Origin of the sequence: Gillisia lutea (genome assembly GCF_021568705.1) — a bacterium.
GTDB classification, from domain to species: Bacteria; Bacteroidota; Bacteroidia; order Flavobacteriales; family Flavobacteriaceae; genus Gillisia; species Gillisia lutea.
In genome coordinates this window covers 201,393-214,842 of the sequence record NZ_JAKGTH010000009.1, presented here as the reverse complement: position 1 = coordinate 214,842, position 13,450 = coordinate 201,393, and the positions used below count along the sequence as shown (strand labels likewise).

General features: G+C 35.5%; 15 protein-coding genes. 4 read left to right on the top strand and 11 right to left on the bottom strand.

Going from position 1 to position 13,450, the window contains the following annotated elements:
• Positions 1-2 precede the first annotated feature (2 nt).
• From L1I30_RS10425 to L1I30_RS10410, 4 genes are all read right to left on the bottom strand, one after another.
• On the bottom strand, positions 3-1,301 hold the full coding sequence (locus L1I30_RS10425; protein ID WP_236134231.1) for an ABC transporter permease: 1,299 nt from the start codon (positions 1,299-1,301) through the stop codon (positions 3-5).
• Entirely contained in the window at positions 1,294-2,223 is a 930-nt protein-coding gene (locus tag L1I30_RS10420; RefSeq protein ID WP_236134230.1) for an ABC transporter ATP-binding protein, read from the bottom strand. The genes L1I30_RS10425 and L1I30_RS10420 overlap by 8 nt, the downstream gene beginning before the upstream one ends.
• A gap of 227 nt (positions 2,224-2,450) precedes the next feature.
• On the bottom strand, positions 2,451-3,572 hold the full coding sequence (dnaJ, locus tag L1I30_RS10415; RefSeq protein WP_236134229.1) for a molecular chaperone DnaJ: 1,122 nt from the start codon (positions 3,570-3,572) through the stop codon (positions 2,451-2,453).
• A 36-nt stretch (positions 3,573-3,608) separates the two neighbouring features.
• On the bottom strand, positions 3,609-4,196 hold the full coding sequence (locus tag L1I30_RS10410) for a nucleotide exchange factor GrpE (protein ID WP_236134228.1): 588 nt from the start codon (positions 4,194-4,196) through the stop codon (positions 3,609-3,611).
• Between the two features lie 156 nt (positions 4,197-4,352).
• Here L1I30_RS10410 and L1I30_RS10405 point away from each other — a divergent pair, with 156 nt between their 5' ends.
• On the top strand, positions 4,353-5,021 hold the full coding sequence (locus tag L1I30_RS10405) for a YceI family protein (RefSeq protein WP_236134227.1): 669 nt from the start codon (positions 4,353-4,355) through the stop codon (positions 5,019-5,021).
• 50 nt (positions 5,022-5,071) lie between these two features.
• Here the strand turns inward: L1I30_RS10405 and L1I30_RS10400 are convergent, their stop codons facing one another.
• From L1I30_RS10400 to L1I30_RS10390, 3 genes are all read right to left on the bottom strand, one after another.
• Entirely contained in the window at positions 5,072-5,974 is a 903-nt protein-coding gene (locus L1I30_RS10400; RefSeq protein ID WP_236134226.1) for a TIGR01777 family oxidoreductase, read from the bottom strand.
• A 72-nt stretch (positions 5,975-6,046) separates the two neighbouring features.
• Entirely contained in the window at positions 6,047-6,721 is a 675-nt protein-coding gene (gene mnmC2 / locus L1I30_RS10395; RefSeq protein WP_236134225.1) for a tRNA (5-methylaminomethyl-2-thiouridine)(34)-methyltransferase MnmC2, read from the bottom strand.
• A complete protein-coding gene (locus tag L1I30_RS10390) occupies positions 6,721-7,224 on the bottom strand; it encodes a DUF4920 domain-containing protein (RefSeq protein ID WP_236134224.1) in 504 nt (167 codons plus the stop codon). Before L1I30_RS10390 ends, mnmC2 begins: the two co-directional genes overlap by 1 nt.
• Before the next feature lie 104 nt (positions 7,225-7,328).
• On the opposite strand from L1I30_RS10390, the gene L1I30_RS10385 reads away from it, so the two are divergent.
• Positions 7,329-8,399 carry a branched-chain amino acid aminotransferase gene (locus tag L1I30_RS10385; protein WP_236134223.1) on the top strand — a complete coding sequence of 357 codons (1,071 nt, stop codon included), beginning with the start codon at positions 7,329-7,331 and terminating at the stop codon, positions 8,397-8,399.
• Between the two features lie 54 nt (positions 8,400-8,453).
• On the opposite strand, the gene L1I30_RS10380 is transcribed toward L1I30_RS10385, so the two are convergent.
• Together L1I30_RS10380 and L1I30_RS10370 are read right to left on the bottom strand one after the other, a co-directional pair.
• A complete protein-coding gene (locus tag L1I30_RS10380; protein WP_236134222.1) occupies positions 8,454-8,840 on the bottom strand; it encodes a pyrophosphohydrolase domain-containing protein in 387 nt (128 codons plus the stop codon).
• A 308-nt stretch (positions 8,841-9,148) separates the two neighbouring features.
• Positions 9,149-11,206, bottom strand: a complete 2,058-nt coding sequence (locus L1I30_RS10370) for a dipeptidyl-peptidase 3 family protein (RefSeq protein ID WP_236134220.1) — start codon at positions 11,204-11,206, stop codon at positions 9,149-9,151.
• A gap of 87 nt (positions 11,207-11,293) precedes the next feature.
• Between L1I30_RS10370 and L1I30_RS10365 the strand changes: the two genes are divergently transcribed.
• Both L1I30_RS10365 and crcB read left to right on the top strand, forming a co-directional pair.
• On the top strand, positions 11,294-12,352 hold the full coding sequence (locus L1I30_RS10365) for an SRPBCC family protein (RefSeq protein ID WP_236134219.1): 1,059 nt from the start codon (positions 11,294-11,296) through the stop codon (positions 12,350-12,352).
• Between the two features lies 1 nt (position 12,353).
• Positions 12,354-12,725, top strand: coding sequence for a fluoride efflux transporter CrcB (crcB, locus tag L1I30_RS10360; RefSeq protein WP_236134218.1), 372 nt, complete (start codon positions 12,354-12,356; stop codon positions 12,723-12,725).
• Here crcB and L1I30_RS10355 read toward each other — a convergent pair.
• Together L1I30_RS10355 and L1I30_RS14345 are read right to left on the bottom strand one after the other, a co-directional pair.
• Positions 12,722-13,162 carry a DUF1684 domain-containing protein gene (locus tag L1I30_RS10355; protein ID WP_308444060.1) on the bottom strand — a complete coding sequence of 147 codons (441 nt, stop codon included), beginning with the start codon at positions 13,160-13,162 and terminating at the stop codon, positions 12,722-12,724. The two genes, crcB and L1I30_RS10355, sit on opposite strands and share 4 nt — an antisense overlap.
• Positions 13,144-13,338: a hypothetical protein gene (locus tag L1I30_RS14345; protein ID WP_308444059.1), complete on the bottom strand. Its 195-nt coding sequence runs from the start codon at positions 13,336-13,338 to the stop codon at positions 13,144-13,146. The genes L1I30_RS10355 and L1I30_RS14345 overlap by 19 nt, the downstream gene beginning before the upstream one ends.
• Positions 13,339-13,450 lie beyond the last annotated feature (112 nt).

Sequence of the window (13,450 nt, the reverse complement as noted above, 5' to 3'; positions counted from 1 at the left end):
TATTAATATTTAAGCCATTTATATAATTCTTTATAGGTAGGCTTTTTACCATACATTAAAATACCTACCCTATATATCTTGGCGGCTAACCAAAGTACCGCAATGTTAGTTACAATTAAAATAACAATTGATATTAATAATTCGTACCACGGCACCCCAAATGGAATTCGCATTAACATTACAATTGGCGAGGTTAGAGGTATCATGGAAAATATGGTGGAAACCGAACCATGAGGATTCTCAATTACAGAAAAGAAGCCAACATAAATACCCAACATTAGAGGTAAAATAATAGGAAACATGAACTGTTGAGTATCGGTCTCTGAATCGACAGCAGCACCAATAGCCGCATATATAGCACTATACAAGAAGTAACCTCCAATGAAATAAACTAAAAATGATACTATTAATAAGGCCATTGGAAGATTACTAATATCTACCAAAAGCTGCTGTATTTCGCTGTTTCCTAACTGCTCTAAACCTTGTTGAGTTTGGGGTGCACTAGTCATTACATCTACCCCCGTAAATGAAGATATCACAAATAATAGAATGCTTCCTAGTACCACCCAAATTGAAAACTGGGTAATCCCCGCTAAAGAAGTTCCCAATATTTTACCAAGCATAAGCTGAATTGGCTTTACAGAAGACACTATAATCTCTATAATTCTATTGGTCTTTTCTTCGATAACACTTCGCATTACCATATTTCCATAAATGATAATAAACATCATTAGCAAATAGCCAGCAGCTCCCCCAAAGAACATTTTAATATAATTAGACATCTTCGAGGTGTGTACTCCCTGAAAATTCTGAATTTGAATATTCACCTTGGTTTCAGCCGATTCTATTTTAGAAATATCTATTCCTCTATCTACAAGCTCTCTGGTTGTTAACTTTTCAGTAATAACATTTTCCAACTTTTGAAGTATACCTAAGGCCGGAGATTCTTTTCCGAAGAACTGTACGTTGCGGGCCAATTCAAAATTATTATTCATATCAGGGATATACAACACCCCCGAATATTCTTTCTCAACCACCAGATCTTTAGCGTCTTCTAAAGAAATGCTAGTAAGGTCGATAAATGTTATTTCTTCTGTATTCTTAAATTCATTCGAAAAAATTCCGCTATCATCCTTTATTCCAAAAGTATGTTTCTCGCTATTGTTAAGCATGCTTAGATATGCGATAAGAGAGATCATACCCACCAATATCAACGGACTTAAAAAAGTCATGACAATAAAGGTTTTATTTCTAACTCTCGCCAGGTATTCCCGTTGGATAATGAGTTTTAAATTACGCATTTTTAGTAACGGTTTTAATGAAGATATCGTTTACAGATGGCACCACTTCCACAAAGTGATTTACCACACTCTTAGATATTAAATATTGCAACAAATCGTTTGGAGATTCGTGCTCCTTAATTTGAATACTTAGTTTTAAATCTTTTGTGAGACTTTTAAAATTGGCTTTCCCAATGGTAAATTTAGTTTCTAACTCCTTTAACAATGCAACTTCATCAACAGCAGACAAACCAACCTCGAAAGTATTGGATTTAAACTGTCTTTTAATATCATCTACTTTTCCGTCCAAGAGTTTATTAGATTCATTAATAAGCGCCATATAATCGCATAGCTCTTCTACACTTTCCATTCTATGGGTAGAAAATAAAATGGTAGCACCCTCATCTCTCAATTGAAGGATTTCATTTTTAATAAGCTCGGCATTAACCGGATCAAAGCCACTAAACGGCTCATCAAATATTAATAATTTAGGTTGATGTAAGACGGTTATAACAAATTGTACCTTTTGAGCCATCCCTTTGGAAAGCTCTTGTATTTTTTTATCCCACCAATGCGTGATCTCCAGTTTTTCAAACCAATAGTTAAGGCGTTCCTTCGCTTCAGCTTTACTTAAGCCTTTTAATCTCGCCAGATAAAGTGCCTGTTCTCCAACTTTCATCGACTTATATAAGCCTCTTTCTTCAGGTAAATAGCCAATATTGCTAACGTCGTTTGGATGAAGTGGCCTTCCATCAAAAAGCACAGTGCCTGAATCGGGCATTGTAATTTGATTGATTATTCTAATAAAAGTGGTTTTCCCTGCTCCATTCGGCCCCAATAAGCCAAAAATACTTCCTCGGGGAATGGTTATAGAAACATCATTGAGGGCAGTAAAATTTCCAAATTTCTTATGAATATTTTCTGCTACCAGAAGATTGTCCATACATAATTTTTATTGGGTAAAGATATTGAAATAGCACTTAAAGGCTAATAAATTAAAGCTATTAATTTTGATTGGAAGAAAAATAGCTTTCCTGATTTCTTTAAAACAAAAACCCGACCTTAAAATTAATTAAGGACGGGAAAAAAATTGCTATGAAAAAGAAAAAGTATCACTAAAGATTTTAGTGATACTCAAATATATAAAAATTATCTTAAAACCTTTGTTTTTTAAGAAAACATATCTTTTACTTTCTCAAAAAACGATTTATCGCTCTTCTCTGGGGCAGGCTGGAAATTCTCATCGGTTGCCATTTTCTCGAAAAATTCTTTTTGCTCTCTGTTTAGAGTTTTAGGAGTCCATACATTTACATGAACCAATAAATCTCCTTTTCCATATCCATTCAGGTTATTGATACCTTTACCTCTTAAGCGCAAAATCTTACCAGACTGCACACCTTCTTCTACCTTGATTCTAACTTTTCCGGTAACGGTATCGATCTCTCGAGACGCACCTAAAGCGGCTTCCGAAAAACTTATATAAAGATCATAATGCAGGTTGTCACCTTCTCTTTGCAAACTGTCATGAGGCTTCTCCTCGATGGCAACAAGAAGATCTCCGGCTACACCATTACCGGGAGCATCATTCCCTTTTCCAGTAACCTTTAACTGCATACCATCTTCAACTCCCGCAGGAATTTTAATAGAAACCGTTTCTTCTTGATATGTTAAACCTTGTTCATCTGCATCAGCCGGTTTTTTATCTATCATCTGCCCTGCTCCACCACAAGTAGTACAAGGGGAAGCGGTTTGCATTCTTCCCAAAATAGTATTTGTAATTCGGGTAACCTGTCCCGAACCATTACAGGTTGTACATGTTTTATAAGTAGTACCCGGGGCCTGAACTTTACGTCTTACTTTTATTTTCTTCTCAGTACCATTGGCAATTTCCTCCAAGGTAAGACTTACACGAATTCTCAAATTACTTCCTTTAGCACGACGCTGACCGCCGCCGCCAAAGCCGCCAAATCCTGAGAAACCGCCGCCAAAGCCACCGCCACCAAAAATATCACCGAACTGACTGAAAATATCATCCATGTTCATTCCGCCGCCACCGCCGCCAAATCCTCCATCAAATGCCTGATGTCCAAATCTGTCGTACTTAGCTCTCTTATCTTCATTGCTCAATACTTCGTAAGCTTCAGCTGCTTTTTTAAAATTCTCTTCAGCCTGAGTATCTCCCGGGTTTTTATCGGGGTGGAATTCTATCGCTTTCTTTCGATATGCCTTCTTAATCTCTGCTGTAGTAGCACCTTTGCTTAAACCAAGTATTTCGTAATAATCCTGTTTCATCTCGTATTTTTGTAAATTTCTAAAGTAACTGCCTTATTATTGACCTGTTACTACTTTTGGGTATCGAATTATCTTCTCTCCCAATTTATATCCATTCTCCACCACATCAACAATCTTACCTTTAAGTTTGTCGGAAGGAGCAGGAATTTGGGTTATTGCTTCGTGAATATCGGCATCAAAAGCATCTCCTTGCTTCACTTCCATAGCTTCAAGACCCTTGCTCTTTAAAGCTTCTTTGAATTTATTGTGAATAAGCTCTACACCTTTCAATAAATTCTTATCCTTCGCCTTATTGATCTCATTCAAGGCTCTGTCAAAATCATCTAACACAGGTAACATTGCTGTCATAACTTCCTGATTGGCTGTCTTGAAAAGCTCAATACGCTCTTTAGAGGTACGTCTTTTATAATTTTCAAATTCAGCAAAAAGTCGCAAGAATTTATCCTTTTCCTTTTCAAGATCCGATTTTAGAATTTCAGTTTCAGAAGGCTGATCGCCATTGCTTTCCTGCCCATCTACTTCCTCTATCACCTCATCTAAAAAATCCTCCACTTTATCTTTAACAGAGTTATCCTGATTGTTCTCGCTATTTTCAGCGTGTATGTCTTTATTATCTTCGTTCATTTTAACGCGAAATTTGATTTCTTCCTAAATGGTCAAAATTTCTGCCAATAATAGAAAAATGTCAAAATGTCACAACAATATTTTAATATATATTTAAGATAAGAAAATGATAGATGTAGTAATTTCGCCGATCATTAACAACAAAAACTATTAAACATGAACAAATCAATTTTAAATGTTTTTATGATCGCAGGTTTAGCAATAGCTACTGTAGGTTGTAAAAATGATAACAAAGAAGCTTCTACTGAAGATGCTAAAGAAGTAGCGGCTGCAAATGCTGAAGCTATAGAATTTACAGTAGATACTACCGCATCAACTATCGAGTGGGCAGGAGCTAAACCTACAGGAACCCACACCGGAACTATCAAGGTTACTAACGGAACCTTTAAAGCTAATGATAGTATTATTGAAAGTGGAACTTTTGTAATTGATATGAACTCTATTGAAGTTACAGATCTTGAAGGTGACGAAAAAACAAACCTTGAAAAACACTTAAAAGGAACTGTTGAAGGAAAAGAAGGTGACTTCTTTAACGTAAATAAATTTCCTGAAGCTAAATTTGAAGTAACTGGAGTTACTGAAAAAGAAGGAAAAACTATGTTACAAGGAAACCTTACTTTGAAAGAAGAGACTAAGAATGTTGAATTCCCTGTTTCAATTTCTATGAATGGTGATATGATTGAACTAACAAGTGAAACTTTTACTATAGACCGCACAAAATGGAATGTGAACTACGGTTCTAAATCTGTATTTGACGGCTTAGGTGATAAGTTTATCAACGATGAGATCGAACTTACTATCAATTTGAAAGCTAAGAAGGCTTAATTAGAATAGTATAATATATTTAAAAGGCTGCCAATGGCAGCCTTTTTTGATTATAATAAATCCTGTAGGCTTTTAGTTAAATTCCTGTACTGGAACTCAAAACCTGCATTTTCAATTTTATTACTACTAACTAACTGGCTAGACAGTACAATTGTAGACATCTCCCCCAACCCGGCTTTTAAAACTAACTTTGGAACATTTGGCATCCACAAGGGTTTATTCAACTGTTTGGCGATTTCTTTAATTAATTCATTATTTGTTACCGGAGAAGGTGCTACACCATTATAAACTCCGCTAAGATCATTTTCAATTAAATAAAGAAACATTTTGGCGAGATCGTTAATATGTATCCAAGACTGCCATTGTTTCCCACTCCCTAAACCTGCACCAACACTATAAGAAACAGGCTCCTTCATTTTTTCCAATGCACCTCCTTCTTCTGCGAGTACCAAACCTATTCGTATCTTGGCTACTTCTATACCCAGTGCTTCAAATTGATTGGCAGCTTTCTCCCATTTAATAACAACTTCTTGTAAAAAAGAATCGTCGCTTGGAGTATCCTCTTCAAAATATAATTTTTCAAGTGAACTCGGGTATATGCCAATTGCGCTCGCTGAAACGAATCGGGTAATATTAAAATTCGAAGTTTTTAATGTATTGAATAGTAATGCTGCACTATCAACTCTACTATCAATAATCTCTTTTTTATAACTGCTTGTCCACCGCTTTGAAATAGTAGCTCCGGCGAGATTTATAATAGCATCTACCTCTTCAAAACAAGAAACATCTATTTCCTGAGAATCGGGATTCCAATAAAAACCTTTATAATTATGCTCACTTACTATTTTATCTTTACTGGTAGTTAGATAATTAACAGCAATACCTTTTTCCTGACATTCCTTAACTATATGAGACCCAACCAGCCCAGTTGCTCCTGTGATTAATACTCTCATTTTTTATTTACAAGGTAAGTATAGAAATGCAGAGCCAATCATCCTTTATTACAGGTTTAACAGCCTTTAATATCATTTTTTTGTTGCCCTTAACATTTCTCTCTTTCCTGGCGGACCAGGTAGTCTTTCAACTAAAAATCCAACCTCTTGTAGTGCTCTTCTCACACTTCCTTTAGCCGCGTAAGTAACCAAAACGCCATCCACCTTTAAAGCATTATACATCTTTAAAAAGATATCTACCGTCCAAAGGTCGGGCTGAACTCTTGCTCCAAATGCATCAAAATAAATAAGGTTATAACGATCTACATCATTAATTTCCTGAAAGAATTTTTTCTGTTTGATGAGTGTGAAATGTGAATCTATCTTATTAGTATTCTCCCAGGAAGCAGTATGAATATTTTCAAAAAAATCTACCGCTTCGGGCACCTTAACTTCATGTGAGAAATTTAGATGCTTCACTTCTTCGTGTTCCACAGGGTAGGCTTCTACTCCGGTATAGTGTATTAAAACCTTTTCACGCTGTGAAACTTCCCAAGTAACAAGTGCATTTAATCCGGTGCCAAAACCTATTTCCAAGATACTTAGCTCCTCATTTCTAACACTGGAAATTACAGGAAGCAATCCCATGTTAATAAAGACATGTCTAGCCTCTTGAATTGCTCCATGCTTGGAATGGTATTGCTCATTCCATTCCGGAATATGAATAGTTGTTGATCCGTCGCCAGTTTTGATTATTTCCCTTTTCACTATTTTTTTATTAGAACACCATCTGCAAGAAATGACAATGTTCGTTTAGGTGATACAATTGCTGCTATTTCCTCTTCGGTTTTCCCTTTATCTTCAGCATAATGTTGCTGCTCTTCAACAGAGACTTCAGTAACATACGCTTTTCCTCTTACTACAGCTTCTTTTTCTTCAATATCTTTAGGTACAAAGAAACCATAGTCCCTGAATTTCACCATTACATCTTCTTCTCCGGGAAGCTCCAAGGTCATCCAACAACCTTTGCTTTTACATACCGAGGTTACATCGGTTTTAAAACTTACTTCAACAGTATCACCGGCTTTAAGGTTTTGATATTTCTCTTCCATTTCTATTGCAGACAAACTTGTGGCCGAGCTTATATTTTCCCCGTAGGAATCATACATTTCTTCTGCCATTTCGGCTTGAGGTTCCTCTTTCGTTTCTTTATCTTTACACGAAGTTAAACTTACTGTAAGCAATAGCGATAAAATCAATAGATATTTCATTTTTTAAATTTTAAGAAATTAATTAACATTTCTACAAATTTATCAAAACTTTGGATTTTGATTCTATTTATATTTCGGTAAATTTGCTATCTAAACACAACCATATGAAAAACGATGCTAACGTCGCTATAGAAATTGTAAAAGCCCCTACCTCTAAAATTGACTCAGTAGACTTCGAGAATTTAAGTTTTGGGCATATTTTTACAGATCATATGATGGTTTGTGATTATGAAAATGGAGCATGGAAACGTCCTAAAATTGTTCCTTACGGGCCAATCACCTTAGAGCCAGCTGCTAAAGTATTCCATTATGGGCAAGCTGTATTCGAAGGAATGAAAGCCTATAAGGATAAAGATGATAAAATCTGGATGTTCCGTCCTCTAGAGAATTTTAAGAGGATAAACAAATCTTCTAGCAGAATGGCTATTCCGGAAATCCCGGAAGAATATTTCATGCCAGCTTTAGAAGAATTAGTCAAGCTGGAGAAAGATTGGATCAAAAAAGGGTTTGGAAATTCACTTTATATACGTCCTTTCGTAATTGCTACAGAAGCCGGAGTTTCAGCATCTCCTAGTAAAAATTATAAATTCATGATTATTTGTTCTCCTGCAAAATCTTATTACACAGGTGAGGTAAGAGTACAGTTTTCTGAAAGATTTAGTCGTGCGGCCGATGGTGGTGTTGGATCTGCAAAAGCAGCAGGTAACTACGGAGCGCAATTCTACCCTACCGGATTAGCAAATGCTGAAGGATTCCAGCAAATTATCTGGACAGATGCAAGCACACATGAGTTTTTAGAAGAGGCAGGAACTATGAATATCTTCTTCAGAATAAATGACACTCTTATTACTGCTCCTACGAATGATAGAATTTTGGACGGAGTAACTAGAAAAAGTATCATTAAAATGGCTGAAGAAAACAATATTAATGTAGAAGTAAGAAAAGTTGCAGTAAAAGAAATTATTGAAGCTGCCAACAATGGAACTTTAAAAGAGATCTTTGGAACAGGAACTGCCGCAGTTATCAATCCAATTGCAGGTTTTGGATATCAGGGTAAAAAATATGAATTACCTAAACTAACCGATTCTTATGCTAGCTTCTTAAAAGATGCTTTGATGAAAATTCAATATAATTTAGCCGAAGACAAATTCGACTGGAGATATCTGGTTGAATAACTATTATAGCACATTAAATATAAAATGCCTTACTTAACAAAGTAAGGCATTTTATTATTTATCAAGAATCTCCTTTATGTTTGGTTTAAAGTAAGTTGGGCCTTTCAATACCTTTCCATCTTCCCTGTAAATTGGTTTTCCATCACTTCCTAGCTTACTCATATTACTTCGCTGAATCTCTTCAAACACTTCTTCTATTTTATGCTGCATACCATGTTCTATAATGGTGCCACATAAAATGTATAGCATGTCGCCCAATGCATCTGCTACTTCAGTTAGATCATTATTATTCGCAGCTTCCAAATATTCTTCATTCTCTTCTTTCATCAAATTGAAACGAAGCATATTTTTTGCTTCCCCAAGGTTGGCTATCGGCCTTTCATTGATCCCTAATCCAAAGGCGCTATGGAATTCTTTCACTGCGTCTATTCTTTTTTTCATTATAAAAAAGAGTTTTAAAAAGTTAACTTTGCATAAAAATAGCGAAAATGTTTAGTAACGGCCAATTGATTTTTGGAACAATCTTTTTTATTTGCTTTGTAATTGTAATTATATACAGCTATAGAAAAGATATTGCCTTGCATAAAAAATATTATAAGGGCAGCCTATTTGTGCTAATTGGTTTTCTTGCCTTCATTGGGTTACTATTCCTTATTAAACAATATTTAAAGCATTAAAACGGCCAAAATACCGTTCACAAAAAAAGCCTCATCTTAAGATGAGGCTCTTCATTATATTTGAATAAGCTTTTAATTTGCAATTGCTGCTTCTTTCTCTTCTTCTTTTAAAAAGTTGTACTCGTTTGAATACTTAAGCATTTGTGATGCAAAATCTTCTGGCTGTTCTACTTTAATTGAAACGATTTCTCCATTTTCATCCATTTCGGGAACAAGAACCGGATTCACAAACCCGCTATAAGCTGGGGTCTTAAATTGTTTGTTTCTATCGAGAACTTCTTTATGAACCCCCTGATCTACTTTAACACCGTAGGTTTCAACCAACTTCTTACCAGCTTCAAAATCTCCTTCAGATTTAATACGTTGTGTTTCCTTTAAAAGTTCGCCGAATAATTCACGTAAACGATCGTAATTCTTGATATCATAATAGGTTTTTCCATCTCTGGAAATTTTCTCTATTACTCCTTCCTCTTCTCCTTTTTCGAATACCCAGGCACTCACCCACTGACGATTTCTCATGTGAGCTTCTTCTACATCATCACCAATATTCAATCTTCTTAACTGAGTAAGCAAACCATTTCTAATATATCCATCATACGCTGCCATTCCGGTTTTCTTCCAATCATCGGTCAACCCCAATTCCTGAATCTTTGGATCCATTAAATAGTATAAACCTACTAGATCGGCACGTCCTTCTTCTAAAGTAGAAGCATAATTTTTAAGCGTTTCCTTAGTCTCACCCACTCCTTTGTTGATCTTTCCTGAAGCATGCCCCACAACTTCATGTAATGCAGTGTGGAGTTTATCGGCTTGTTTCCCGTAAGCTTCTTCTAAAGCTATCTCTTCTTCATCATTTGCAAATTCCTTTAACACTCCGGTACTTCCGGCGTTATTATAAGAATCGATGATATTTCCTAAAGAAACAGATTTACTTCCGTGCGTTACTCTTATCCAGTTAGCATTTGGTAAATTCACTCCAATGGGCGTACTAGGTGAGGCATCTCCAGCTTCTCCCGCAACTATTACTGTTTTATAGGTAACTCCTACAACCGATTCTTTTTTATGCTCGGGCATCAGTGGAGAATTATCTTCAAACCACTGAACGTTCTCTTCAAGAACCTTCATCTTTTCAGACATTTCAAAATCTTTAATCTGGATAATAGACTCATAAGAACCTCTATATCCTAATGGGTCATTATATACTTCAATAAAGCTGTTTATATAATCTATATTTCCTTCGGTAGCTTCTACCCAAGCTACATTGTAGTCGTCCCAAGTTTGAAGATCTCCACTATTGTAATATTCAATTAGTAAACCTAAGGCGTTCGCTTGCTTTTCATTTTCTGCAACACCTTTAGCTTTTTCTAACCATTTTACTATTTCATCTATCGCAGCACCATATAGGCCACCGCTTTTCCATACTTTCTCAACCAGCTTACCATTTTCTTTTACAAGTTTAGAGTTCAAACCAAAAGAAAGTGGTTTTTCTCCATTCACAGACACTTTTTTCTTATAAAAAGCTTCAGCTTCTGCAGCGGTCACATCCGGTCCATAGAAATTGATTGCAGAACCTTCTAATAAACCTTTTGTAGGATCTAGATTTACTTTTTTAGCATCTTTATCGTTAAAGATTACCTCATAAGCCTCTCCGGTTAAGTCGGTATTAGTATCAGCCAATAAAAGGTCGAAATATTCTTTACTGAAGCCCGGTTTCAATTTATCATTTGAATAATGATGATGAATTCCGTTAGAGAACCAAACTCGTTTTAAATAAGTTTCAAATGCCAGCCAATCTTCAGCTTCCTTATCACCATTATAATTTTTATAGATATTCTCAAGAGCAGCTCTTATCGCTAAGTTATGACGGTAGTTTTGATCCCACATAATGTCACGTCCGCTCAAACCTGCTTGCACCAAATAATATACTAATTTTTGTTCTTTCAAACTCAAATTTTCCCAACCCGGAATTTGATAACGCAATACTTTAATATCTGCAAACTCTTCAACGGTATAATCAAAGTCGTTTTCAGTAACAGCTACCTCAGCTTGAGGTTCAACTTTCTTTTCATTGTTACATGAAAAAAATAAGGTTGATGCCAAACCTAGCATCAATAAAAATTTAGGTTTCATATATGTTTATTTTTACCACAAATGTACTAATTAGCATCTTGTAAATTAACTATCTTAGCACTTTCAATAACAAAAGCCTCATTTTAGATGAAAATATTAAAGTATTTATTTTTTCTATTATTAATTGCCATAATAGCCGGAGCAATATATATAGCTACCAAAGATGGAAATTATCAGGTTGAAGAAAGCGCAGTGATCGCTGCTCCTGTTTCTGTAGTTTTTAATGAAGTGAATAACTTCAAGAATTGGGAAAATTGGGGTCCTTGGATGGATGACAGCGATGATATGATTATTACTTACTCTGACACTTTAAGTGGAGAAGGTGCCAACTATTCCTGGAAAAGTGAAGAAATGGGCGATGGAAAAATACGCACTCAAAAAGTAATTCCAAATTCTTCAATAGATCAAAAAATAACTTTTATCACTCCTTACGGGACCTCTAAAAGCGATGTTTACTGGAACTTCGAGGAAATAGAAGAAGGCACAAAAGTAACCTGGGGAATGAAAGGAAAGCAAAGTTTCATGGAAAAACTGGCTTTCAGCTTTAAAGATAGCTCATTTACAGAGATGATGCGGCCAATGTTCACGGAAGGCTTGGATAAATTGAATACGGTAACCATTAATAAAATGGATGTTCACAGTATAAACGTTGATGGAATAACTCAATTTGGAGGCGGCTTTTATATGTATACAACCACAGCTACGAAAATTGGACAAATTCAGGTAAAAATGCAGCAAATGTTTACCGAGGTATCCAATTACATGGAATCGAACAACATCCCAAAGATTGGAAATCCATTTGTTCTTTATAATAAATGGGATGAAGAGAATGGAACCGCCATCTATTCTACAGGTATTTTCACAGAAAGTCTTGTTATTACTCCGGCAGATAGTAATGTGCTCAACGGGATGATGCCAATGCAAAAAGTATTAAAAGTAACTCTAAAAGGAGATTATAAGTATTTAAAAGATGCCTGGAATGAAGCTTATAAATATCTTAACGATAATGCCCTACTTGCTTCAGAAGAACAAGCTTCTTTCGAATTATACAAGACCAACCCTAATGATGTAGCTAACCCGGCAAACTTTATTACCGAGATCTATATTCCATTAAGAGAAACACAAGCACCAGAAGCAAGCAATTAATATGAAGGCAGCTCTTATGGTTTTTTTGGGTGGTGGTCTAGGGAGCGTTTTTCGTTACCTGATCACCAAGTTTATTATCCAAAACGAACATTCGCTGCCGTTAGGAACTTTTACGGTAAATATAATTGGGAGTTTACTTCTAGGCTTAATTCTGGGAATTAGCCTGAAGAATAATTATTTATCCAGCAACACTATGCTTTTTTTAGCAACCGGTTTTTGTGGCGGCTTTACCACCTTCTCCACATTCGCAGTTGAAAATCAAAGTTTATTACGCTCAGGAGATTATCTCAATTTTGTATTGTATGCATTTGGTAGCATTGTAGTAGGAATTCTAGCTGTAAGCGTTGGATTGTATTTCTCGAAATTTATTTAATGTTTATTACCATACTTCTTCACCCCTACCGGTATTTTCACTTTTAGATCATTTTCCTTGGGTGGAATTGGGCAGGAGTACCTCCCACTATAAGCACAATAAGGATTATAGGCTTTATTGAAATCTATTTCAATGATTTTACCCAATGGCAATTTTAAATCTATATACCTTCCTCCTCCATAACTGGTCTCACCATTGGTTTCATCTGTAAAAGGTAAAAATAAGTAATCGAAATATTCAGGATTAGTCGATAGTTGCTGACTTTGATAAATATTAAGCTTCAACTTCTTACCGTGAATTGTAAAATACGCTTCTCCATATTTTACATATAATGGCAATCTATCTGTAGAAGTTGGCATGGTAAAAGGAGCTTCGGCCGGGGTTCGAACAAATTGAGCTTCAACCACATAATTTGTATCTATTTTAAAGAAATCCAAGCTTTGAAAAGTTTTAAATCCTCTGCGGTTAAAGGAGATTCTTCAGGATCTTTAAATTCCGAATTTATTTTATCCTGGAATTCCTTGATACTTTCCACTTTTGATGCCTGAGCAAAACTTAAACTGAAATTTATAAGTACTAAAAATGTGAAAAGTGATTTCAACGAATTAACCATATTTCTATAATTTGAATGTTATTGGATCCAATTTAGGAATAATCAGGATGAATTCTTCAAAAGCGACACGAAGTAAAAACTTTTAATTAAAAAGTTACACTAAAGTAAACAT